The organism is Streptomyces sp. NRRL S-340 (assembly GCF_000720185.1).
In the GTDB taxonomy this organism is placed as follows: Bacteria; Actinomycetota; Actinomycetes; order Streptomycetales; family Streptomycetaceae; genus Streptomyces.
The window spans coordinates 137,677-161,281 of sequence record NZ_JOIY01000005.1; the positions used below are offsets into that span (position 1 = coordinate 137,677).

At 73.3% G+C, this 23,605-nt stretch carries 13 protein-coding genes and 3 pseudogenes; 4 read left to right on the plus strand and 12 right to left on the minus strand.

The features are described 5' to 3' along the window. Positions 1 to 37 precede the first annotated feature (37 nt). Positions 38 to 3,121, minus strand: coding sequence for an NPCBM/NEW2 domain-containing protein (locus IG64_RS05310; RefSeq protein ID WP_051812373.1), 3,084 nt, complete (start codon positions 3,119 to 3,121; stop codon positions 38 to 40). A 392-nt stretch (positions 3,122 to 3,513) separates the two neighbouring features. On the opposite strand from IG64_RS05310, the pseudogene IG64_RS05315 reads away from it, so the two are divergent. Next, a pseudogene (locus IG64_RS05315) lies at positions 3,514 to 4,446 on the plus strand (aminoglycoside phosphotransferase family protein); the annotation flags it as partial. Positions 4,447 to 4,658: 212 nt separating this feature from the next. Here IG64_RS05315 and IG64_RS05320 read toward each other — a convergent pair. Together IG64_RS05320 and IG64_RS05325 are read right to left on the minus strand one after the other, a co-directional pair. After that, positions 4,659 to 5,906 (minus strand): annotated as a pseudogene (locus IG64_RS05320) (MFS transporter); the annotation flags it as partial. After that, on the minus strand, positions 5,903 to 6,409 hold the full coding sequence (locus IG64_RS05325) for a MarR family winged helix-turn-helix transcriptional regulator (protein WP_051812375.1): 507 nt from the start codon (positions 6,407 to 6,409) through the stop codon (positions 5,903 to 5,905). The gene IG64_RS05325 and the pseudogene IG64_RS05320, both read right to left, overlap by 4 nt. 251 nt (positions 6,410 to 6,660) lie before the next feature. Here IG64_RS05325 and uppS point away from each other — a divergent pair, with 251 nt between their 5' ends. Then, positions 6,661 to 7,389 (plus strand): polyprenyl diphosphate synthase, encoded by a 729-nt coding sequence (uppS, locus tag IG64_RS05330; RefSeq protein ID WP_037852464.1) that lies wholly within the window; start codon positions 6,661 to 6,663, stop codon positions 7,387 to 7,389. Next, the gene (locus IG64_RS05335; RefSeq protein WP_234438395.1) at positions 7,386 to 8,897 is read left to right on the plus strand and encodes an oxygenase MpaB family protein; all 1,512 of its coding nucleotides are present in this window, start codon (positions 7,386 to 7,388) and stop codon (positions 8,895 to 8,897) included. Before uppS ends, IG64_RS05335 begins: the two co-directional genes overlap by 4 nt. Positions 8,898 to 9,012: 115 nt before the next feature. On the opposite strand, the gene IG64_RS05340 is transcribed toward IG64_RS05335, so the two are convergent. The 3 genes from IG64_RS05340 to IG64_RS05350 all read right to left on the minus strand — a co-directional run bounded on the left by IG64_RS05340 (position 9,013) and on the right by IG64_RS05350 (position 11,302). After that, positions 9,013 to 9,384 carry a DUF6355 family natural product biosynthesis protein gene (locus tag IG64_RS05340; RefSeq protein WP_234438396.1) on the minus strand — a complete coding sequence of 124 codons (372 nt, stop codon included), beginning with the start codon at positions 9,382 to 9,384 and terminating at the stop codon, positions 9,013 to 9,015. Positions 9,385 to 9,554: 170 nt separating this feature from the next. Continuing rightward, positions 9,555 to 10,571 carry a bile acid:sodium symporter family protein gene (locus tag IG64_RS05345; protein ID WP_037852465.1) on the minus strand — a complete coding sequence of 339 codons (1,017 nt, stop codon included), beginning with the start codon at positions 10,569 to 10,571 and terminating at the stop codon, positions 9,555 to 9,557. Positions 10,572 to 10,762: 191 nt separating this feature from the next. Further along, on the minus strand, positions 10,763 to 11,302 hold the full coding sequence (locus tag IG64_RS05350) for a hypothetical protein (RefSeq protein ID WP_037852467.1): 540 nt from the start codon (positions 11,300 to 11,302) through the stop codon (positions 10,763 to 10,765). A 657-nt stretch (positions 11,303 to 11,959) separates the two neighbouring features. On the opposite strand from IG64_RS05350, the gene IG64_RS05355 reads away from it, so the two are divergent. Next, a complete protein-coding gene (locus IG64_RS05355) occupies positions 11,960 to 15,895 on the plus strand; it encodes a glycoside hydrolase family 2 TIM barrel-domain containing protein (protein ID WP_107474158.1) in 3,936 nt (1,311 codons plus the stop codon). A gap of 87 nt (positions 15,896 to 15,982) precedes the next feature. Here the strand turns inward: IG64_RS05355 and IG64_RS05360 are convergent, their stop codons facing one another. The 6 genes and pseudogenes from IG64_RS05360 to IG64_RS05385 form a co-directional block, all read right to left on the minus strand. Beyond that, positions 15,983 to 17,233 (minus strand): MFS transporter, encoded by a 1,251-nt coding sequence (locus IG64_RS05360; RefSeq protein ID WP_037852469.1) that lies wholly within the window; start codon positions 17,231 to 17,233, stop codon positions 15,983 to 15,985. Continuing rightward, positions 17,211 to 17,762 carry a GNAT family N-acetyltransferase gene (locus tag IG64_RS05365; RefSeq protein WP_037852471.1) on the minus strand — a complete coding sequence of 184 codons (552 nt, stop codon included), beginning with the start codon at positions 17,760 to 17,762 and terminating at the stop codon, positions 17,211 to 17,213. The genes IG64_RS05360 and IG64_RS05365 overlap by 23 nt, the downstream gene beginning before the upstream one ends. Further along, positions 17,759 to 18,977: pseudogene (locus tag IG64_RS05370) on the minus strand (type III PLP-dependent enzyme). Before IG64_RS05370 ends, IG64_RS05365 begins: the two are co-directional and overlap by 4 nt. Beyond that, positions 18,974 to 20,305 (minus strand): DUF6271 family protein, encoded by a 1,332-nt coding sequence (locus tag IG64_RS05375; RefSeq protein WP_037852474.1) that lies wholly within the window; start codon positions 20,303 to 20,305, stop codon positions 18,974 to 18,976. The pseudogene IG64_RS05370 and the gene IG64_RS05375 overlap by 4 nt, the downstream one beginning before the upstream one ends. Beyond that, entirely contained in the window at positions 20,302 to 21,333 is a 1,032-nt protein-coding gene (locus IG64_RS05380) for a phytanoyl-CoA dioxygenase family protein (protein ID WP_037852476.1), read from the minus strand. Before IG64_RS05380 ends, IG64_RS05375 begins: the two co-directional genes overlap by 4 nt. A gap of 342 nt (positions 21,334 to 21,675) precedes the next feature. Beyond that, on the minus strand, positions 21,676 to 23,160 hold the full coding sequence (locus IG64_RS05385) for a glycoside hydrolase family 3 protein (protein ID WP_107474159.1): 1,485 nt from the start codon (positions 23,158 to 23,160) through the stop codon (positions 21,676 to 21,678). Between the last annotated feature and the right edge of the window lie 445 nt (positions 23,161 to 23,605).

Sequence of the window (23,605 nt, forward strand, 5' to 3'; positions counted from 1 at the left end):
CCCGGCCGCCTTCGCCCGCGGCTCTCGCGGCTGCCGGTCAGCCGGCGCAGTGGAACTTCGCGTCGGCCCAGTCGCCGTGGTCGCCGGACTTCGTGCCGTCCGTGTCGGTGACCACCAGGTGCACGTGGCGTGCCCCGGCCAGCGGCACGTCCACCGGCAGCGGATCGGACCTGCCGCTGACCGTGGGCGAGGACCAGACCTTCTTGCCGTCGGCGACGACCGAGAAGGACACACCGCCGTAGCCGTTGATCTCGTCGTCGATGCCCGCGGTCGCGGTGAGGGACGAGCACTGGCCGCCGAGCCAGAACTCGATGTCGGAGTCGGCGTGCACCCCGATCCCCTTGGCGTACGTCGTGCCGTTCAGGGTGAGCGGGTGGCCGTCGCCGGCCGCCGACTCCCCGTTGCTGAGGTTGCGTTCGGCGGGCCCGTAACCGTTGGTGGAGTTCAGCCAGGGCAGGTCACCGGCCCAGCTGTCGCCCCTGGGCGTGGCGGGCATGGTGCGCAGCGCGGTGCGCTCGGTCGCGACGTGCTCCTCCCCGGCCGCCCGGTAGCGGGCACTGCCGCGCAGCACCGCCTCGCCCGCACCGGCGTTCGCGGGGGCGGTCACGGCGAACTCCGCGCTCAGCCGCCCGCCCGGCCCGACTCGCCCGGTGCTACGGGCGGGCGAGACGGTCCAGCCGTCCGGTGCGCTCAGGGACAGCTCGGTCGCCGGACTGCCGGTACGGCCCGCGGTGAAGCCCACCGTGACCTTGCCGGACACGCCGGCGCCGATCTCCTCCGGCGCGGTGACCGAGACGGTGCCGGTGGCCCCGGGCACCTTGCCGCCGACCGCGCTCGCTCCGTCCAGGTCGATCGCGAAGCCCTGGGCGGTGCTCAGGGAGCGCGTCTTGACGTGGACGACGCCGGCCCGGTCGGCCGGGTCGTACCACCAGCCCTCACCGGCGGCGTCGAAGGCGGCCTTCGAGGTGAGGCGGGGCAGGCCGCGGTCGTCCAGGCGGACCTGGTGCGGGGCCGAACCGGTGTGCACGGTGAACGCGTACGGGCGGCTCTTCTGCTTGCCCGCGAAGTCGCCGCTCTCGGCCCCGACCTCGATGCGCACCGCCCCGGAGCCGCTGCTCGGGGCGGTCACGGTCACCGGCTGCCGGCCGTACTTGCCGCCGCGGTGCTGCCGGGTCACGCCGTCGTCCTCGTACAGGGTGAAGGTGCTGCGGCCCTGCGGGTAGACGTCCCAGGCCAGCGGGGAGTCCGCGGTGCGGTCCTGGTAGGAGTTGACGCCCGGCCACATCGGGATCGAGGCGCCCGCCTTCACGAACAGCGGCAGGGTGTCCAGGGGTGCCTGGTAGCCGTCGACCGTGGTCGGCCCGTGGTAGGTCCGGCCCGTCCAGTAGTCCACCCAGTCGCCCTTCGGCAGGTAGATGCCGTCACGGACCGAGGTGTCGCTGTAGACGGGCGCGACCAGGAAGTCCTCGCCGGTCAGGAACTCGTACTTGGCGGCGTCGCCCGCCGCCTTCGGGTCGTCGGGGTATTCGAGGGCCAGCGGACGCACGGCGCCGACCCCGGTGCGGTTCGCCTCGGCCGCGTACGTGTACATGTACGGCAGCAGCGATTCCTTGAGCTTGAGGTACTTGCGGTTGATGCTGGTGTACGGCTCCCCGTACCGGTACGGCTGCTTGTCCTTGGCGGCCCAGCCGTCCATGGTCATCACGGCCGGCAGGAACGACTTCCACTGCAGGTCGCGGGTGTACGTCTTGGCGCTGCCGCCGAAGATGCCGTCCACGTCGCCGGAGGTGTAGGCGAGCCCGGACATGGTGGCACCGGCGTACGTCGGTATCTGCCAGCGGATGTAGTCCCAGCTGCCCGACTGGTCCCCGCTCCACTGCACGCCGCAGCGCTGCGCTCCCGCCCAGCTCTCCGGAGCCCAGGTGAAGCCGCGCGCGTCGCTGTTGTCCTCGATGCCTTTGTACGCCGCCTTGCAGCCGTCCAGGGCGAACTTGTAGCCGTCGCCCACCCAGGCCACGTCCAGCTTGGCCACCCGCTGGCCGGCCTTGACCTGGTCGGCCAGCTTGTCCAGGCCGTCCTCGGTCCACAGACCCATCTGCATCTTGCGGGAGTTGAGGCCCTTGGCGGTCTCGGCCAGGTCCTCGTAGCCGCAGCCGTAGCCGTCGTTGACGAGCATCCAGCCCAGCGGCATGTCGTTCTCGGCGTACCCGTCGGCGACCTTGAGCGCGTCCAGGGTGTGGCGCTCGCCGCGGTTGGCGTTGTGCAGGTAGCAGTCGGAGTCACCGATCTCCAGGCCGTAGACCGGCGGGAGCATCGGGCGCCCGGTGAGCTTCGTGTACTGGCCGATGACGTCCTTCGCGCTGTCACCCGCGAAGTAGTAGGCGTCGAAACGGTTCTCCTGCTCGGTGGTGCTGACCGGGTCGGTGAAGGCGTAGGTGCCGGGGGCGTAGGTGTTGCGGTAGACGCCGTAGCCCGCGGAGGAGAGGTAGAACGGCACCGAGTTGGGGTGGCCGCCCTCGTTCCAGTTGTAGTCGACGCCGACCTTGAGGGTCTTGCCGCGGTGCGAGGTGTTGCCGCTGCCGTTCTGCTCGCCGGTGCCGTAGAACTGTTCGTCGGCGCCGCGCGCCAGCGTCTGGGTGGTGGCGGTGCCGTCCCAGCTGATGCCCCGGGTCTCCTCCCACAGGCGGGTGCCGTCCGCGCGGTACAGGGCGAACCGCAGCGGCGACTTGTAGGCGCGCAGGGTCACCTTGTCCGTGGACAGCTCGTAGCGGTCGCCGCGGTCGCGCCAGCGGGTGGCCGGGGCCTTGCCCTGCGGCAGCACGATGTCGGTGCCGACGGGGTCGGTGAACGTGCCGTCGGGGGCCACCTCGATGCGGAAGGTGTCCGCGGAGACGAACGAGACCCGGGCCTTCGCCGCGCCCGCCGTGAAGGTGTAGGCGCCGCCGGAGGAGGAGAAGCCGGTGACCGCGCCGATGACGGTCGGCGTCCCGGTCGACGCGGACGCGGCCCGGGCCGGCAGCGCCGGTCCTGCCGTGGTCGCGAGCACCGCGAGCACGGCAGCCGCCGCCAGGGCTGCTCCCGGGGAACGGTGGGCCTTGCGTCTGCGGGGTGGAGCGGTCATGTCGATCCCTTCGCACACGTGGGCTGAAGCGGGAAACGATGCTGAAGGTGCTTGAAGATGCTTGTTAGAGCATCGAAACAAGCACAATCAAGCACGCGAAGAAGGTATAGCGCACGGCCGTCCCGCTGACCAGAGTGCGGACCGACCCGCCGTACCGGCTGTCCGTGGCCGCTGCACCGGCCTTCCCCGGTCGCTGCACCGGCTGTCCGTGGCCGTCGTACGGTCCTCCCCGGCCGCCGCGCCGGCCATCCCCCGCTGCGCAGGTGCCACCCGGCCGCCGTAACGGCCTCTCCCCGCGTGGCGGAGCGGCCGGCGCCGGTACGGCCCACCGGCCCTCGCCGGCAGGGCGGTTGCCGGTCTCCGGCATCTTGGGCGGCCGGTAGGGTGCCTGGATGATCCGGATTCCGGAGGCGTTGGCGCGGGGCACCGTCGAGCGCGAGGGTCAGCGCGGGGCGGCCTGGATCGCCGGACTGCCCGCGACCGTGGACGGGTTGCTGAGGCGCTGGGACTGCGAGCCGGACGGCACGGTCCTGCACGGCGGAGTCGGGGTGGTCCTCCCGGTGCGGCGGCCGGACGGCCGGCCCGCCGTGCTCAAGGTGTCGTTTCCGCATCCCGGCAACGTCCACGAACCGGACGCCTTCACCGCCTGGGGCGGGCGCGGTGCCGTCCTGCTGTACGCGCGGGACGACGAGCGCTTCGCCATGCTGCTGGAGCGGGCCGGTGTGTCCTCCCTGGCGGAACAGGCGGACGGTGACGAACTGGTGAGCGTCGCGGGCCGGCTCAGCCGCCGGCTGGCCGTCCCGGCCCCACCGGGTCTGCCGCGTCTGCGCGGACACGCCGGCCGGTGGGAGGAGGAACTGCGCGCGGACGCGGCGCGGTGGGCGCGGGCCCTGGCGCCGAGGGCGCTGGACGCGGCGGTCGCGACCGTGCGCGAGGTGGGTGCGGTGCAGCCCGGCACACTCGTCCACGGCGACCTGCACGCCAGGAACATCCTGCCCGGCGAGCGGGAGCCCTGGTTGGCCGTCGACCCCAAGGGATACGCGGGCGACCCCGCCTACGACGCCGGGACACTGCTCATGTCCCGGGCGCTCTTTCTGATCGAGGCCGACGACCTCGGCAGGGCCGCCCACCGCGTCCTGGACGTCTTCGCCGAGGCGGCCGGACTCGACCGCGAACGCGTGCGGCGGTGGGCCCGGTTCCATGCCGTACGGGCCGTGTTCCGGGGCCGTCGGCACGGTTTCCGCGTCGCCCGCGAAGGCGCACGGCGCGACCGCCTCGTCGGCTTCGCCGGTGCTCTGGCGGAACTGCTCACGCACGGTGGCCGCACGTGCCGGGTGCCCCGGCGACCGTGCATGTTCGTACGGGCGTGCGGGCCGCGGCGTGCGTGCGGCGCCGCGGCCCGCGGGGGCGGGGACGGGGTGTCAGACCATGCCGCACGTGGGGGGCAGCGGTCCGAGGCCCCGCCGGCGGGGCCTCGGACCACGCTGTCGCGCGGTTCCGCCAGGGGTGGCGGCGGTCAGTTCGCGGGGTGTGCGGCCGGCTGGGTGGGGGCCGCGGGGTCGCCCGCGGCGGTGGGCGTCGGCGCCACCGGCTCGCTCCCGCCGGTCTGCGACTCGGCCTGGCGCAGCAGGCGGTGCCCGCTGGCGAGGACCGGGATGGCGACCAGGAAGGTGGCGGCGCCGAGGTAGAAGGGGACGCTGAGGTCGGTGGCGTCCGCGAGCTTGCCCGCGACGAAGGGGGCCAGCCCGCCGCCGATGAAGCGGAGGAAACCGTAGGCGGAGGAGGCCACGGGACGCTCGACGGGGGAGACGAGCATGACGGCCTGGGTGGTGAGGGTGTTGTTGATGCCGATGAACGCGCCGCTGACGATGACGGCGACGATGACGGTCGTGGGCGTGCTGACACCCGCGGCGATGACGGCCATCACGATGCCGAGTCCGAGCAGGTTGGCGTACAGGACCGGTGCGGTGCCGAAGCGGGCCTGCAGGCGCGGGGCGAAGAAGACGCTGAAGGCGGCCACCAGCAGTCCCCACCCGGTGAAGACCAGCCCGAGTTGATGGGCGCTCAGCTTCATCGGGTACGGCGCGTAGCCGAGCATGGTGAAGAAGCCCCAGTTGTAGAGCAGGGCCATGACGCCCATGGTCAGCAGACCGCGGTGGCGCAGCGCCTTGAGCGGGGCGAGGGGGGAGGTGGGCCGCTCGGGCTTGGGCAGTGAGGGCACGAAGGCGAGCGTCGCGACCAGGGCGACGGCCATGAGGACCGCGACGCCGAAGAAGGGGCCGCGCCAGCTGACGGCGCCCAGCTCACCGCCCAGCAGCGGGCCGACGGCGATGCCGAGGCCGAGCGCGGTCTCGTAGAGGATGATCGCGCCGCCGAAGCCGCCGCTGGCGGAGGCGACGATCACGGCCAGCGAGGTGGCGATGAACAGCGCGTTGCCCAGGCCCCAGCCGGCCCGGAAGCCGACGATGCCGTCGATGGAGCCGGTGCAGCCGGCCAGCGCGGCGAAGACGACGATGACGGCCAGGCCGATGACCAGGGTGCGCTTGGCGCCGAAGCGGCTGGAGAACCAGCCGACGAACAGCATCGCCACCGCGGTGACGATCAGATAGCTGCTGAACAGCAGGGAGACCTGGCTCGGGGAGGCGTGCAGGCTCTCGGCCAGGGCGGGCAGGATCGGGTCCACCAGACCGATCCCCATGAACGAGATCACGCAGGCGAACGCCACGGCCCAGACGGCCTTCGGCTGCCGGAAGGGACTGGCTGTCTTTCCGTGCGGCGCACTCATTTCCGTATCTCTCCGCTCGTTTCTGTTCCGGCGTTCGGGTGGTTCTCGGCGATCGCCCGCGCCAGGGCGGGCAGGGCGATCCGTACGGCGTGCCGCTCCGCCTCGGACAGCTCCCCGACGAGCCGCCCCAGGGCACGGGCGCGTTCGGCCCGCCGCTGCCTGAACACCTCCAGGCCGGTGTCGGTGGCCTCCACCAGGACGCCTCGCCCGTCGGTGCGGTCGGCGGTGCGCCGGACCAGGCCCGCGCGCTCCATGCGGGTGACGAGCTGGGTCATGTTGGGCTGGGAGACGTTCTCGGCGCGGGCCAGTTCGGTCAGCCGCTGTGGTCCCTCGCGGCCGAGCCGGCCGAGCGCGGAGGAGGCCGCGGTGCTCAGGCCGCCCGCCGTGGCGCTCCGGCGCACGTACCGGACCATCTGCTCCAGGGCGATGTTCAGGTCCTCGGCGGAGGCCTGCGGGGAGGAGGAGTCCGGGTCCAGGGAAGAGCCCATGAGCCGTTCATGCATAAGTGCATTATGCATCTGTGTGTACGGTGAAGCAACAACCGCCGGGCGGTGGGGGGTTGGCAGGAGGGGCGCCAGGTGTGGAGGTGCGCGCGGGCGCGCACTACGCGGGTCGCCACCCCCGTACGGGTGAATCCGGGCGGAGACCGGCGTGTCCGTGACGGCCGTCGGCCACCCTGCTGCCTGTCGGACCAGGGGGCGGCGGACCGGCCGCGCCCCCGGCAGGGGGAAGCCGGGCGAGGGAGGGGGCGTGCATGACGACGAGAGACGTGCCGCGTCACGTCGCCTGTGTGATGGACGGCAACGGCCGGTGGGCGGCGCGCAGGTCGCTGCCCCGCACGTCGGGACACCGCGCGGCCGAGACGACGGTGATCGAGGTCATCGAGGCGGCCCGGTCGGCCGGGGTGGAGTGGCTGAGCCTGTACGCCTTCTCCACGGAGAACTGGCGGCGCCCGGACACCGAGGTCGACTTCCTCATGCACCTGGTACGGCACGTCGTGCGCAAGCACGCGCCGCTGCTGCTCGCGCGCGGGATCCGCTGCCGGTTCCTCGGCGTCACCGACTCCAGGATCCCGCCGTTTCTGGTCCGCGACTTCGGCGACCTGACGACACTGACCGGCGCCAACCGGGGCATGACGCTGACCGTGGCGTTCGACCACGGCGGGCGCGGCGACATCGTCGAGGCGGCGCGGTCGCTCATCCGCAGCGGGGTGGCGCCCGAGGCCGTGGACGAGCGGGAGTTCGCCGCGCACCTGCCCTTCCCCGACACGCCCGACGTCGATCTCGTCATCCGCACCTCCGGCGAGCAGCGCATCTCCAACTTCATGCTCTGGCAGGTCGCCTACGCCGAGTGGATCTTCCCGCAGGTGCTCTGGCCGGACTTCCGCGCGACGCACTTCCTGGAATGCCTGCGCAGCTACCGAGGGCGCGACCGCCGCTTCGGCGGCATCACCCCGAACGCGAACGGAGAACCCCGACCGTGACCGATGCCACCCCCCGCCCGCCGAGCGCCCCCGGCCCCAGGCCCCCCGCCGGCCGGGACGCCCCCGCGCGGCAGGGCCAGGACTCCGACGAGGCACCGCTCTTCGGTCCCGGATCGCAGTTCCAGCAGTTCTTCGACGACCCGCGCTGGGCCCTGACCATGATCCGGGCGACCGTGCTCGAGGCGGCCCACCCGCAGATCGGCGCGGCCCTCATCGACAACTCCGTCTTCGTCGCCCACCCCTGGCGGCGGCTGTGGAACACCTTCCGCAGCCTGCAGCGCATGTTCGGCGCCGACGAGCAGGCACGGGAAAGGGAGGCGGCTCGGCTGAACCGGATGCACGCGCGGCTCAGCGGCACCGACGCCCGCGACCGGCCCTACGACGCCATGGACCCCGGGGTGCGCGCCTGGGTGGTGGCGACCCTGTTCGAGAGCACCGTCACCATGTGCCGGCTCAGCGGCCAGCCGCTGGAGCAGACCGCCATGGAGCGCCTGTACGCCGAGTACCGGGGCTTCCTCGCGGCCCTCGGCGACGAGGAGGGCCGGCTGCCGCCCACGCTGCACGAGTTCTGGCAGTACTACGACCGGGTGGTGGAGGAGGAGCTGGAGAACACCGAGGCGCTGCGCATCATCCTGTACAAGCTCTTCGACCACCTGCCCGCACCGCCGCTCCTGGACGGTCTGCCCACCGTCTGGGCGGCCGGCCGGGCTCTCGCCGGGCCGGTCATCGGCACCATCACCGTGGCCTCGCTGCCGGAGGCGTTCCGCCGCCGGGCGGGCCTGCCCGAGATCCCGGGCGCCCAGACCCTCACCCAGGGCGCCTACCTGGCCGTCGGCCTGGCACGCTTCCTTCCCGAGGGCTGGCGCCGGGCGGACGGGCTGGCGGAACTGCTCGCCCTGACCCCGGACAGCGACGACCCCCGGGCCCGGACGGTCGCGGCGGTGCGCGACGGGGTCAGGCGGGCCGGAGCCCTGATCAGACTGATCACGCCGGTCCCCGCGCAGCCCGGGCCGCCAGCGCCCGCCGGCCCGCCGCGCGGTGCCGAGGAGTTCTTCGACGCCGTACTCGACCAGACGGGCGACGGCTACCTCGACTGGCCCGACCTCGCCGCCATGGCCCGCGAGCTGGCCGGCCGCCTGGACCTGGACGAACCGCAGGAGACCAGGCTCTACGACGCCTGCGCCGCCTGGTGGCGGGAACTGCAGTCCGCCCTCGACACCGACGGCGACGGGCGGGTCAGCAGGCAGGAGTACGCCGCCGCCGTGCCCGCCCTCGCCGGGCCCGCGCTCATCAGGGTCGCCGAGGTGCTCTTCGACGCCACCGACACCGACGGCGACCAGCGCATCGACGCGGACGAGTACCGGGCGCTGTTCCGCACCGCCTTCCGGCGCGAGATGCCCGACGGCGGGGCGGCGTACTCGCGCGGCGCGTTCGTGCAGGACTTCCTGTCCTTCATGGCGGGCCGCAGGCGCTCGCGTGCCTACGACTCCCTGCTGGCCGATTCCTGAAGGGAAGGGAAGAACGGCGGCGGGGACGGGAGCCTTCCGGGGCGAGGCGCCGGGCTTCTGCAACCGCCGACCGCCGCCCGCCGCACGCATGAGGCGCGGCGGGCGTGGTGGCGGGTCAGGGGCCGGTGTCGCCGGGGTGGGAGCACAGCCCGCCCCGGTAGGTGCTGTCGTACCAGGCGCCCGTCGCGTCGGCGTCCAGGTTGGTGCGGCCGGGACCGACGCACCGGTGGTACTTCCCCCGGAACAGGCGCGTGACCTGGATCCACACGTCGGTGTCGGTGGCGCAGTGCTCGTAGTAGGCGTGCTCGCCCTGGGCCGCCTCGTTCCAGCCGCAGTTCTGCAGCCGGTGGCCGGCCGCCGCGCCGGCCGCCTGGGCCGGTGCGGTGACCGAGCAGGCGAGCAGACAGGCGGCCGCCTGGACGGCCAGGCCGAGCATCCGGGACCGGCGGCGGGGCCTGGCCAGGGGGGAGGGTTCACGTGACGTCAACGGAGGTCCTCTCGGCGGCGCGGCCGGCCGGATCGGTCCCTTGACCCTCGTCCGCTCGCGCGGGCGCCCAGGCCGCCGGCTGCTGCTCTGTTCGGGTGTCCGGCCGGTCCAACGACCGGATCCGGCCACCGTCACGCGGTGTTCCGGCGGCGCGCGGGGCGCGGGCAGCGTCACACGCCGGCGGCGCGCGCCTCCCGGGGCTCCCCGGCCGGGCGCCGTGCCATCCACGCGGCGACGAGCGCGCCGGAGATGTTGTGCCACACCGAGAAGACGGCGGCGGGCAGCGCGGCGAGCGGGCTGAAGTGGGCGGTGGCGAGCGAGGCGGCGAGACCGGAGTTCTGCATGCCGACCTCGAAGGCCATCGCGCGGCTGGCGGGACGGCCGAGCCGGGTGAGCCAGCCGCAGCCGTAACCGAGGGCCAGTCCGCAGCCGTTGTGGAGCACGACCGCGAGGAAGACGGTGAGGGCGGCGGACTTCAGGGTGTCCGCGCTGCCCGCGACGACCACGGCGACGATCGCGGCGATGGCGAGCGAGGACAGCCACGGCATCGCGCCGAGCACCCGGACGATGTACCGCCCGGCGACCAGGCGGACGACGACCCCGCCGATGACGGGCAGCAGGACGGTCTTGAGGATGTCCGTCACCATCGACCCGGCGTCGACGGGCAGGTACTGCCCGGCGAGCAGGAGTGTCAGCGGAGGGGTCAGCAGGGGCGCGAGGACGGTCGAGACGGTGGCCACCGAGACCGACAGGGCCACGTCGCCCCGGGCGAGGTAGGTGACCACGTTGGAGGCCGTGCCGCTGGGGGCGCAGCCCACGAGGATGACGCCTGCCGCGAGGGCGGGCGAGAGGTGCAGCACGTGCGCGATGAGCCAGCCCAGCCCCGGCATGATCACGTAGTGGGCGACCAGGCCGAGCAGGACCACCCACGGCCGGCGCGTCACGCCCTTGAAGTCCTCCAGGGACATGGTGAGCCCCATGCAGAACATGATCACGCCGAGCAGGTAGGGCACGTCGGTGCCGTATCCGGCGAAGCTGCCGGGGAACACGAGACCGGCGACGCCCGCGGCGATGACGAGGACCGGGAAGACGGTGACGGCCCGGCGGGCCGCGCGGTCCGCCGGGCCGCCACCGTCCGCGCTCGGGGCGGTACCGGTGACGGCGGTCGGGGTTTCTGAGCTGCGCATAAGATGCATGTAAATACCATGTATCGGTATGCGGCAATGCCGTCTCGCCATGCGGACGCCCGGAGGTGTCCGGCGGACGGTCCGGTGTCCGTGCGGCGCACCTGTGGGCGGGTGGCGCGGACCGGAGTCCGCACCGCCCGCCGCCGGAGGCCGCCCGGCCAGGGCCGGGCGCCGCGGGGCCCTCGCCGGGTTCAGACCGTCTTGCAGTGGCGGCCGGACTGCCAGGGCGCCCTGGTGCCGGCGCAGACCGCCACCCTCACGTTGGTCACCGACGAGTTGCCCCACTGGAAGTGCTTCACCTTGTTGCGCTGGGGGCCCGCCCCGGCCTCGGGTCCCGACCACCTCCAGTACGCGTGGCCGTCGATCAGCTTCTGGTAGTGCACGTAGACGTAGGCCTTGTGCCGGTCGGTGCGGGTGTCCTTGACGTAGGAGGAGGAGTAGTCGATCCGGGCGTTGTACCGGTTGTCCCAGCACAGGTGGAAGGCGGTGTAGGCCCCGGTCACGCCGCCCTTGCGGTACTGGTGGTGCGGCCAGTTGCGCCCGCACTCCAGTCCGGCCGCGGGCCGGGCCGAGGTGTGTCCGTCCGGGGCGAGGGCGGCGGTCGCCGCGGTGGCGGGAGTGCCGGCCGCCTGGGGCGAGGCGGCGGCACCGCCCGCCGGCGTGAGGAGGAGCAGGCTGCTGCCCAGCATCGCCGGGCCGGCCAGGAGGGCCAGATTCTTGCGGATGAGCATGGTGGTGGTTCCCTGTCCTTCGGTCGTTCTTCGCGCGGGCGGACATTCCGGGGAGTGGCGTGGCCACCGGAAGAAAACCTCACCGGCCCGGGGGTGAACAGCGGCGGCCCGTGCGTCTCGGTCAATGTGGCGCCGCCGGTTTCACCGGTTCATGGCAGGGAAACGCCCGGGGGTGCCGGGGTGGCCCGCGCCCGCTCCCGGGTGGCCGGTGCCCGGACCGGGGGTGCCGGCGCACCTCGGGTGACGCCCGGGGCGGGGGTGGCGCAGCGGCGGCCGGCGTGCGCCTCCGCGAAAGGCCGGAAGTCCAGCCGGCGTCGGGCCTCCCGCTCACCGGGGCGGGTGAATTCCCGCTGCGTGATGTTGACGGCCTGCGGGTCACCTCCGTTGTCCCCGCGGCCACTCCTCAAGAACGAACACAGTCCGACAGGATCATTGCCTCGGTTGCGTCCGGGTCCTAGGGTGTGCCTGGTTCCACCGCCCCCTCTGTCACCAGCAGCAGTGAACTGCACCGGCGTCAACTCCCGTTCGAAATACCGACGCTGTGCCTGTCGTCGAGCCGACGACCAGCGAAAGCTCGTGTTCGGTTTACCAACAGCATCGGACAGCTCCTGGTGTCCCGCCTTCCGCGGCGGCGCCCTGTCCGTCTCGAGGAAGGCCATGGTCATGCAGCACCCGCACGTGCCGTCCACGGATCGTCCCGCCCGGCCGGTCGTCAGCCGTCGCCGGCTGCTCGAGGCAGGAGCGGCCGTCGTCGGAGCGCTCGCCGTGTCCCCGGTTCCGGGACCGGTACCGGCGTACGCGGCCGGCATCGGTGACGCGGCGGCCACGGGCACGGAGTGGAACGGGCACATCGACGTCTTCCAGCTGGGGACCGAGCCGCCGCACACCACGCTCATGCCGTACGCGGACACCGCCCAGGCGCTGGCGGCCGACCGCACCCGCTCCCCGTACCGGCTGAGCCTCGACGGCACATGGAGGTTCTCCTGGTCCGACCGTCCCGACGCGCGCGACGACACCTTCTACCGCACCGACCTGGACGACTCCTCCTGGGAGACCATCCCCGTCCCGTCCGTCTGGCAGATGCACGGCCACGACCGCCCGGTCTACGTCAACATCACCTACCCCTACTGGGGGCCCAACGGCCTGGGCGAGGAACCGCAGCCGCCCGCCGCCCCCACCCGCTACAACCCGGTGGGCCAGTACCGGCGCACCTTCACCCTGCCGCGCACCTGGGCGGGACGGCGGACGTTCCTGCACTTCGAGGGGGTCAAGTCCGCCCACTACGTGTGGGTCAACGGGAAGCTGGCGGGTTACCACGAGGACTCGTACACCCCCGCCGAGTACGACATCACCCCGCACCTGAAGCCCGGCACCAACCAGATCGCGGTGGAGGTGTACCGCTACTCCGACGGTGACTGGATGGAGGACCAGGACATGATCCGGCTGAGCGGGATCTTCCGCTCGGTCTACCTCTACTCCACACCAAAGGTGCACCTGCGCGACTTCAAGCTGGAGACACCCCTGCGCGACGGTTACACCGCCGCCGACCTGTCGGTGACGGCGAGCGTGCGCGCCTACGGCGGCGGGGGCACCGGCCGCTACACCGTCGAGACGCAGCTCTACGACCGGCGCGGACACGCGGTCTGGCCGCGGCCCCTGCAGCAGACCGCGGACCTCGGATCCGTGCCCGCCGGCCAGGACGTGACCGTGACGGCCGCCAAGGGGGTCCCGGAGCCCCGGCTCTGGTCGGCCGAGCATCCCGAGCTCTACACCGCCGTGCTGCGCCTGCGCGACCCGGCCGGGAAGGTGATCGAGACCCTCTCGCACCGCGTGGGCCTGCGCGAGTTCGCCCTCAAGGACGGGCTGATGCGGATCAACGGCAAACCCGTGTCCTTCCGCGGCACCAACCGGCACGAGATGCACCCCGCCCGCGGCACGGCACTCACCCGCGCGGACATGGTCGAGGACATCAGGATCATCAAGCGGATGAACATGAACAGCGTCCGCACCTCGCACTACCCCAACAACCCGCAGTGGCTGGAGCTGGCCGACGAGTACGGCCTGTACCTGGTGGGGGAGACCAACCTGGAGACGCACGGCATCCGCGACCGGTACCCGGGCGACCACGCCGACTGGACCCGGGCCTGCGTGGCCCGCGCGCAGAACATGGTCCACCGCGACAAGAACCACGCCTGCGTGGTCGTCTGGTCGCTGGGCAACGAGGCCGGCGGGGGCAGCACCTTCGTCGCCATGCACGACTGGATCCGCTCCTACGACACCACCCGGGTCATCCAGTACGAGGGCGACGACCGCCCCGGGATCAGCGACATCCGCTCGGCGATGTACGAGAGTCCCGCCCGCGTCGAGGCCCGCGCGAAGGACACGAGCGACACCCGGCCGTACGTCATGATCGAGTACTGCCACGCGATGGGGAACTCGAACGGCAACTTCAAGAAGTACTGGGACCTGGTCCGCCGTCATGACGTGCTGCAGGGCGGCTGGATCTGGGACTTCGTCGACCAGGCGCTGAACTGGCCCACGCCCGCGCGTATTTCGCTCACCGAGACCGGCCCCCGCTCGCTCACCGGCGAAGTGATCGACCCCAGCGCCGGATTCGAGCGCGCCGCGGGTGTGTCCGGCACCACCGTCTTCCCCCGCGACGACAGCCTCGACCTGACGGGATCCCTCACCCTGGAGGCGTGGATCACCCCGCGCGTGACCGGCTACCACCAGCCGGTCGTGGCCAAGGGCGACACCCAGTACGCCCTGAAGCAGACCGACGGCGACCTGGAGTTCTTCATCCATGCCGCCGGGCAGTGGGTCACCGCCGGCTGGGCACTGCCCGAGGACTGGACGGGCACCGAGCACCACGTCGCGGGTGTCTTCGACGCCGGGGCGGGCACCCTCACCCTGTACGTCGACGGCGTGGCCAGGGCCACCCGGACCACGACGGTGCGGCCCGGCAGCAACACGGCGCCGCTCGCCCTCGGCGGTGACGCCGACAACCCGACGCGGGAGTTCAGCGGCACCATCCGCCGGGCACGTGTCTACGCCCGTGCGCTGAGCGCCGCCGAACTCGCCTCGGACGACCGCGGCCCGGGCGACGACGGCGTACGGCTGTGGTTCGACGCCGCCACCGCGGCCGTCGCGCGCAAGCGGCCGCACGAGCGGACGTTCTTCGCCTACGGCGGCGACTGGGGCGACAACCCCAACGACGGCAACTTCCAGGCGGACGGCATCGTCACCGCCGACCGCGGTCACACCGGGAAGGCCGCCGAGATCAAGCGCGTCCTCCAGGCGATCGGCGCGGCACCGGCCACGGGGGAAGCGGTGTCGGCCTCGGGGGCGGTCACCCTCACCAACGAGTACCTCTTCACCAGCCTGCGGGAATTCGACGGACACTGGGCCCTGGTGGCGGACGGCGAGGTCGTACGCCGGGGCAGGCTCACCCGCGACCAGCTGGACGTGGCACCGCTGTCCCGCAAGGACATCACCGTGCCCCTCCGGCTGCCCGCCCACCCGGCACCGGGCACCGAGTACTTCCTCGAACTCTCCTTCACCACCAAGGAGTCCACCCCCTGGGCCGAGGCCGGCTTCGAGGTGGCCCGGGCACAGCTCCCGCTCGACGCGGGCGGACCCGCCGTCACCCCGGTACCGCTGCGCAGCGTCCCGCCCCTGCGCCACCAGGACGGCGCCGGGTCCGTCACCGTCACCGGCCGGGACTTCTCCGTCGTCGTCGACAAGCGCAGCGGAGTCATCACGTCGTACGAGGCGGCGGGCCGCGGTCTGATCACCTCCGGCCCGGCGCCGAACTTCTGGCGGGCCCCCACCGACAACGACCGGGGCAACGGCCAGCACACCCGCAACCAGACCTGGCGGGACGCCGGTGCCCGCCGCACGGTGACGGGCGTCAGCGTACGGGCCCTGGGCGACCGGGCCGTCGAGATCGAGGTCACCGGCACCCTGCCCACCACCGTCGAGTCGGCGTACACCACCACGTACACGGTGTTCGGCAACGCCGAGATCAAGGTGGACAACACGCTGCACCCGGGCGCGGCGAGCCTGCCCTACATCCCCGAGATCGGCACGCTGCTGCTCCTGCCCGCCCGCCTGGAGCACCTGCACTACTACGGGCGGGGACCCGAGGAGAACCACTGGGACCGCAACGACGGAACCGACGTCGGCCTGTACTCCGGGACCGTCTCCGGTCAGTGGACCCCCTACATCCGGCCGCAGGAGAACGGCAACAAGACCGACGTCCGCTGGGTCGCGCTCACCGACGGCGACGGGCACGGCCTGCTCGCCTGCGGTGAGCCGCTGCTGGAGTTCAACGCCTCGCACTTCACCCCGGAGGACCTGTCGCTGGGCGCGCGCCACGACTACCAGCTCACCCCGCGCGAGGAGGTCGTCCTGCGGCTGAACCACCGTCAGATGGGCGTGGGCGGCGACAACAGCTGGGGCGCGCACACCCACGACGAGTACAAGCTCCTCGCCGACCGCGACTACCGCTACACCTACCGGCTGCGGCCGCTGACCGACGTGGGCCGGGCGACCGCGGCGAGCCGCCGCCCGACCGCGCAGACGTTCGAGTAGTGACCGGGGTCCACCGGTGAGACCCGGTCGGCGGAGGGTGACCGGGGCCCACCGGTGTGGACGCGCGCACCCGGGGGCGAGCGGGGGTCACTCCGCGGCCGCCGGGTGCTTCGCGTCCTCCGTGGCGGCCGGCGGCTCCTGCGCCGGCCGCGCGAGGGTGCTCCACCGGATGCGGCCGGCGGCGAGGGAGACGATCAGGGCCGAGACCGCCACCGCCGCCATGCCCGGCACCAGCCCGCACCAGCCCGCGATGAAGCCGATCAGCGCGGGACCGATCAGGAGCCCGGTGGTCCCCATGGCGGCCACCAGCGCCAGCGCGTCGGAGCCGCGGGCGGCCGCGGCCACGTAGACGCACGGTGTGACGGCGGCGGCGCCCAGGCCCACGCAGGCGAACCCGAGCAGCGTCGGCACGACCCCGCCGGCCGCCAGGGCCAGCGCCAGCCCGGCGCCCGCCACGGCGCTGCCGACCCGGACCACCCGCCCGTCGCCCCAGCGGCTGCGCCAGCGGTCGGCGAAGACACGGGCCAGCAGCATCATCACCGAGACGACGGCGATGCCCATCGGCGCGACACTCGCCGACGCCTCGGCGACCTCCTTCATGTACAGCGCGGACCAGTCGTTCATGGCGCCCTCGGTGATGGTGCCGAACACCATGGCGCAGCCCATCCACAGGGTGGCGCGCGCGGGCAACGTCAGCGCGCCGCGGCGGCGCCCGGCCCGCTTGTCCCCTCGCGGTGCGTCCGGTTCGCCCGCCGGGGCCGGCTCGGGCTCGTCGAGCAACCCCCGCCGCGCGAAGGCGAGGAGCAGCAGCAGGAGGACGACGGCCACGGCGAAGTGCGCCGTGACCGCGGTGGTCACCAGGTTCACCCCGGAGGCCAGGAGCGCGGCGCCGAGCAGGCCCGCGCTGAAGGTCGCGTGCAACTGGGACATCACGGTGCGCCGGAACCGCTTCTCCAGCGCGGCGCCCTGGGCGTTCATGGCCACGTTCAGCGCGCCGACGGCCACCCCGTCGCAGCAGATGATCAGCAGGGCGACCGGGTAGTCGGGTGCCTTCGACAGGGCGGCGAGGAGCACCGCGAGGCACAGGCCCGAGAGCAGCGACAGCCGCCGCGAGCCCAGCCTGCGCATCAGGTGGGAGACGAGCGGGAAGGAGACCGCGGCCCCCACCCCGCAGGCCATCAGCAGCAGCCCCAGTTCCTGCTCGGACAGGTCGAGCCGGCTCTTGAGGGAGGGAAGCCGCGAGGTCCAGGTGGCGTACTGGAAGCCGAGGAAGCAGAACAGCGCGGCGACGGCCCATTTGGCGCGGTTCGACTCGTCACGGACGCGGAGCACCGTCATCGCCGGGCACCTTCCTGTTCGAGGGTCTGCCCGCGGGCACCCCGGTGGACATGTACAGGGCTCCTGTGCCGTAGCCGGGCGGGACCTCGACGTCGCGGCGGGGACGGTAGCCGTGCCTGCGCCAGAACCCCTCCAGGCCCGCGACGGCGACCAGCGACATCCGCTCGTAGCCCTGGTCCGCCGCGACGGCCGTGAGGTGGCGCACGAGCCGTCCGCCCAGTCCCCGGCCGCGGGCGCGCTCGCCGACGACCAGGTCGTGCAGGTGCAGGTTGCGGGTGCGGTGAGCCGCCCGTTCCGGTGCGCTCAGGTCCGGGAAGGCGGACTCCGGGTAGGGCAGGGCGAGGACGTAGCCCGCGATCCGGTCGCCCGCATCGAGGACGAAACACGTCCCAGGGGAGACGCGTCCCCGGGACTCCAGCGCGGCCTGCCCTTCGGTGAGGCCGCTCCCGGCGTACGCGGCGGCCTCCAGGGCGGCGATGCCGGGCCAGTCGGCGTCGGTGACGGCGCGTATGCGCGGCGGCCTTCTCACGCCGGCACGCCCCGTCCGGCGGACTCCTCCGGTGCGTCCGGCCCCTCGCCCGTCCAGGTGTGGGGCAGCGGACGGAACCCGTTGAAGCCCTGGGTCGTGTAGCTGGCGGCGTAGGCGCCGGCCGACAGGATCCACACCGGATCGCCCGACGCCAGGTCTTCGGGCACCGGAGTGCGATGGCCGTCGGCGCCGTAGGCGTCGTCGCTGTCGCAGGTCGGGCCCGCGACGACGGCCGGCACCCGGGCGGCGCCGGTGTGCCCCGGGAAGACCAGCCGGTGGCAGAGCTGGTCCATCTCGTAGAGCCCGTTGAACTTGCCGCAGCTGAGGTACAGCCAGCGCGCGAGGTGGCCCGCCGGGCTGCCTGCGTGTGGTGAGCCGGTACACGTGGGCGCGGACGGCGCCGTGGTCGGCCACCAGGTGGCGGCCGGGCTCCATGACGAACGCGAGGGGCCGGGAGCTGACCTGCCGCAGCCGGTCCATGCCGTCCCGGACGACGGCGAACACCTTGTCCAGCGGGGGTTCGAGCGGGCGGCCGTGCCGGTCCAGGTAGCCGAGCGCCGGCAGGCCGCCGCCCAGGTTGACGTGGTCCGGGGCGATGCCCCGCCGGGCGAGCGCCACGATGACGTCGGCGAGCAGGTCGCAGGCGTCCCGCCAGGCCTCGGCCGTCATCTGCTGCGAGCCGACGTGCACGGACAGGCCCGCGGGCACCAGACCGGCCGCGCGTGCCGTCTCCAGCACCCGGACGGCGTCCTCGCCCGAGCAGCCGAACTTCCGGCTCAGTCCCCACAACGCGCCCTCCCCGCTGGTGGCGAGGCGGCAGAAGACGCGGGCGCCGGGCGCGTGCGCGGCCACGGCCGCCACGTCCTGCGTGCTGTCGGTGGCGAAGGTGCGCACACCCAGGCGGTGGGCCTCGGCGATGCCCGCGTCGGACTTGACGGTGTTGCCGTAGTGGACCCGCTCGGCGGGCGCGCCCGCGGCCAGGGCCTGCGTGATCTCGGCGGGGCTCGCCGCGTCGAAACCGGCGCCCTCGGCCGCCAGGCACCGCAGCACCTCGTCGACCGGGCACGCCTTCATGGCGAACCGGACGCGGACGCCGGGCAGTTCCTCCAGCAGGCGCCGGTACTGGTCCCTGATGCCGGCGAGGTCGTAGACCAGGCGGTCCGAGTCGGCGGCGGCCAGGGCGCGGGACAGCCGCGCCGGTACGTCCGTGCTCACCCGCTCGTGCTCCCGGTCCCCTCGCTCCGGGCCGCGCGCACCAGCGCCGCCCAGGAGTCGGTCAGCAGGGCGAACTCCTCGATGTCGTGCTCGGCCTCGTCGAGCAGCCGCTCGCGGTGCGCCACCAGTGACCGGGCGAACGCCTCGTACCTGCCGCCGAGTTTGCGGTAGGCGGTGTCGATCCGGTCCAGGCGCCACCGGTTCTCGGCCCGGTCCAGGCGGGTGCTCTCGCGCAGGAAACCGGCGACGACGTCCGCCCGTACGTGCTGGTCGGCGTCGAGCAGGGCCGGGCCCGCCGCCGCCATCCGGTCGTAGACGAAGTGGAAGTAGAGCATCGACAGCAGGAACTTCACGAACCGGGTCTGGTACTGCCGGAAACCGGCGTCGGTGCGCCGGTGCGGCGTGTAGAAGTTCTCGATGTGCCGGTTGTGCAGGACACCGGGCAGCGTGGCGTCGTGCACCAGGTGGATCAGGAAGTAGTCGCTGCCGATGGTGTCGGTGGCCGGGGGCAGCGGCACCCGCTCGTACACCTCGCGGCTGAAGCTGATGTTGCACATGTCCACCCGCATGGGGTCGACCAGGGTCAGCGTCGAACGGTCCGCGGTGAAGGGGGTGGTGCCGGCGCCCCGGAAGGACTCCTCGACCAGTTCCCGCTTGCTCTCCTCGGACCAGTGGGCGGGCGCCCACAGGCTCACGACCTCGTGATACACGGCCTCGTCCAGCTCGGCCACCTCGCCGATGTCCACGGACAGTTCGCCGATGAAGGAGGCACCGGCCATCGCCACCGGACGCCCGGCGTGGGCCGTGTCCAGGACGGTCTCGGACACCTCGTGCGCCACCTGTGCGGCGGGGCGGCCGAGCGCGGCCACCTCGTGGTGGACGGGGTGGACGGGAACACCGTCGAGTGTCTGGTAGGCGCTGTCGGAGTCCCGGCGGTGCACCGACCGGCAGCCCAGGGCGGCGGCGATCAGGAAGGCGCGGTCGGTGCAGGCCCCGTAGGAGACGGCGGGCGGGAGCAGGAGGGACAGCAGCCGCTCGGGCTCGGCGGACCCGGCCCGCCGGATCACCCGCTCCAGGAAGGCCCGCTGCTCCTCCTCGTCGAGATGGTGGGTGAGGACGCCCGGAACGACGGGCAGCGCGGCCATGACACGGGCGTGCTCGGCGCGGGTCGGCTCGTCGCTGGAGTCGAGGACGAGCAGGTGGACCTCGACGCCGAAGCGGCGGGCCGCGTAGGCGGCCTCCCCGGCGACGGCCGTCAGGGTCGCGGAGCACGCCCGGTCGGTGGGCAGTGCCAGGCAGATCCGCTCGGGTGCGGCGGCCCCGCTCACGCGGCGCCCCCGTGACCGGTCCAGGAGTCGAGCCCGAGCAGCTTCCTGCCCAAGCCGTTGAGGGCGGCGGGCCCGTACCGGTCGGCCTCGGGACGCACGGCGTCCCCCAGCAGCGTCGGGTTCCAGTCGGGTGTGCTCAGCGTGCGCCACGACTCCACGCGCGAGCGCCGCAGTTCCTCGTGCTCCTCCAGCGCGGGCATCATGGACAGGTACTGGGCGGCACGCACACCCCGCTCCGAGACGTTGGGCGCCACGCCGTGGGCCAGCAGCCCGTTGAAGATGAGCAGGTCGCCGGCGCGCAGGTCGGGCCGCACCACGGGGAACTCGGTCCGGTCGACCGCCGGACGGATCGGGTCGCGGTCGCGCGGCTGGCCGATGCGCCACTCCTCGAACCGCTTGAACAGCTCGGGCGCGCACTGGAAGCCGCCGAGCGCGGGGTCGGTGTCGTTGAGTGCGAGGATGCCCTGCACCCGCTGCGGCAGCACGGCCAGAGTGGTGTCGACGTCCCAGTGCAGTTCGATGTCGAAGCCCTCGTCGGTGGGCGCGATCAGGGAACGCGAACGGTTGCCCCGGTTGGGCGGGTTGAGGTTGAGCCGGTCGAGGGTGACCCACAGCTCCTCGCAGTCCCAGACGTCGACGAAGGCGTCGTAGACCCGCTGCGTCTGCCGGTTGTCCCACAGGAGCTGGTGGTGGTACGCCTCGACGAAGCCGTAGACGTGCAGGTCGCGGTCGAGGTCCGAGCGGAACGCGCGCTCCTCGTACCAGGTCTCGGGGCGGTCCGGGTCCAGGCCCTGGAACTCCCAGGCGAACTCCAGCAGGCTCCTGGCCGCGTCCGGCGCGACGGCGCCCCGGACGACGACGTAACCGTAGGTCTGCCAGAAGGCGAAGTCCTCCTCGGACAGCACGCGCAGCGGACGGGACTTCTCGATGTCGCGCAGCGGTGTCTGCGCGAGGTAGGTCTCGCCGTCCGCGCTGAAGTAGGGGCGGGCCGAGGGAGCGCGATGCAGATGGGGGGTGGATGCCGGCATGGAATCACTCCAGGGCGTGTGGTTCTTCAGTGGCCGAGCGGCCGGAACCCGGCTCTGCGCGATGATCGAGCCGAGGCACTCTCAAGTTGGACTAGACCACTTGCGGTGTCAACGCGGGTCCGCCGAAGCTGCCCCCAAGTGCCTCTCAAATGCCGGTTACCGGGCGTGCACCGGTGGTGCGGGGCGTGCACCGGCGGCGCGGTCGGGCACGGCGAAGGGCGGCGCGGGTGTCCGCGCCGCCCTCGGTGCCGGTGGGGTGCCTCTTCCGGGGCCCGTGGGGCCCTTGGCGTGCCGGTGTCCGTCTGTGCCGGCCCGCGCCCTTCCGTGCCGCGCGGGCGCGTGTCAGCCCGCGACGATGCGCTCGGCGGCGGCCACCCCGCACACGCGGGCGGCCCCGTGCGTGGCGATGTGCACGGCGCCGCGGGCGGGGGACTGGGGTACGCCCATCTCGACCACGACCGTGTCCGGCCGGGCGGCGAGCAGCGCGTCCAGGCCCGACCGCATCCACGCGTGGCGGTGCTCGTCGCGCACCACCGCGACGATCCTGCGCCCGCCCGCGGCCGCCAGGGCCGCCTGGCCGGCGTCCGGGCCGGTGAAGGTGCCCGTCGTGGTGCCCGGCAGCAGCTGCTCCAGCTCCGCACCGACGCCCCACGGCGTCTCGTGGCCGACGGCGATGTTCGGGGCCGGGTTGAACGTGGCGACGTAGACCGGCCGGTCGACGGCCTGTGCCGCGCCGGCGCGGGTGACGGCCAGCGCGCGGCGGGCCGCGACGAGCCCCACCTCCGGGTCCGCCTCGACGGCGGCGCCGCTGCGCGCCCGCGCCGCCCACCGTGCCAGCTCCCGCACCCGGGCGGCGGCGTCCGCCAGCCGCTCCTCGGGCAGTTCACCGGAGCGGACGGCGGCCACCAGGGCGTCGCGCATCTTCAGCACCGTGCCCTCGTCGCACAGCCCGCCGCCGACGCAGATCGCGTCGGCGCCCGCCTCGATGGCCAGCACGACCCCGTGCTCCAGGCCGTAGGTCCGCGAGATCGCCTGCATCTCGATGCCGTCGGTCACGATCAGGCCGTCGTAGCCCAGTTCACCGCGCAGCAGCTCGGTGAGGATGCGGCGCGAGAGGGTGCCCGGACGCCGCGGGTCCAGGGCGGGCACCAGGATGTGCGCGCTCATCACGGCCCGCGTGCCGGCCTCGATGGCCGCCCGGAACGGGACCAGCTCGCGCTTGCGGAGCGTTTCCTCGTCGACGTCGATGCGCGGGACGGCGTGGTGCGAGTCGACGTTGGTGTCACCGTGGCCGGGGAAGTGCTTGGTGCAGGCGGCGACACCGGCGGCCTGCATGCCCTGGACGTAGGCGGCCGTGTGCCGGGCCACGAGGTCGGTGTCCGCGCCGAAGGCCCGTACGCCGATCACCGGGTTGCCCGGGTCGGCGTTGACGTCGGCGGACGGTGCCCAGTTCAGGTTGACGCCGCACCCGGCGAGGCGGCGGCCCAGCTCGCGGGCGACGCGCCGGGTGAGGCCGGGGTCGTCGATCGCGCCGAGCGCGTGGGCGCCGGGGAAGGCGGAGCCCGTCCGCACGTCGAGGCGGGTCACGTCCCCGCTCTCCTCGTCGATCGCCACCAGCAGGTCGTCGCGCTCCGCGCGCAACCGGGCCGTCAGCCCGGCGACCTGCTCCGGTGAGGCGACGTTGCGGCCGAACAGGGCGACGGCGGCCAGCCCCTCGCCGATGCGGCGGTGCACCCAGTCGGGCGCGGTGGTGCCGGCGAACCCCGGCTGCAGCACCGCGAGGGCGTCGCGGGCGAGGGACTCGTTGCCGGTGGCACTCATGGTCATCGGGGGCGTCATCCTTTCGCGGCGCCGTCGCTCGGACCGCGCTCACAGCCTTGCCTTGCGGGTGAGGTGAAGGGCCGGGAACGGCACCCCGGGCGCAGGGCCGCCCGGTCGCCGGGCACCGTCCCCGGTGGTCACCGGGACGGTGCCCGCACCGCCTCGTCCTGGACGTGCGGCACGGCCCCCTCCTTCAGGTGATGCGCCGGCGTACGCCCCTCGGGTCCGGCCCGCGCAGCCCACCCTCGCGCTGCGACCGGGGATCCGGCACCGATTGGTGTAGACCTTCACCGGGGAGCTTGGCCTAGACTTTTGCCCGGCGTCAAGGTGGCCCGGCGGACCCGGCCGGCCCGCCGCGCGGCGGTGCGGGCCGGCGCGGCCCCGGCCCCGTCGCCGGCGCACGCCTCTCTCATCTGGACTGGACCAATGGCGAGTTGAGGGCTATAACGGG

Coding starts and splice junctions, on each gene's coding strand:
- IG64_RS05310 (WP_051812373.1), bottom strand. CDS start 3,121: ATGACCGCTCCACCCCGCAGACGCAAGGCCCACCGTTCCCCGGGAGCA.
- IG64_RS05325 (WP_051812375.1), bottom strand. CDS start 6,409: ATGCATGAACGGCTCATGGGCTCTTCCCTGGACCCGGACTCCTCCTCC.
- uppS (WP_037852464.1), top strand. CDS start 6,661: ATGACGACGAGAGACGTGCCGCGTCACGTCGCCTGTGTGATGGACGGC.
- IG64_RS05345 (WP_037852465.1), bottom strand. CDS start 10,571: ATGCGCAGCTCAGAAACCCCGACCGCCGTCACCGGTACCGCCCCGAGC.
- IG64_RS05350 (WP_037852467.1), bottom strand. CDS start 11,302: ATGCTCATCCGCAAGAATCTGGCCCTCCTGGCCGGCCCGGCGATGCTG.
- IG64_RS05355 (WP_107474158.1), top strand. CDS start 11,960: ATGGTCATGCAGCACCCGCACGTGCCGTCCACGGATCGTCCCGCCCGG.
- IG64_RS05360 (WP_037852469.1), bottom strand. CDS start 17,233: ATGACGGTGCTCCGCGTCCGTGACGAGTCGAACCGCGCCAAATGGGCC.
- IG64_RS05380 (WP_037852476.1), bottom strand. CDS start 21,333: ATGCCGGCATCCACCCCCCATCTGCATCGCGCTCCCTCGGCCCGCCCC.
- IG64_RS05385 (WP_107474159.1), bottom strand. CDS start 23,160: ATGACCATGAGTGCCACCGGCAACGAGTCCCTCGCCCGCGACGCCCTC.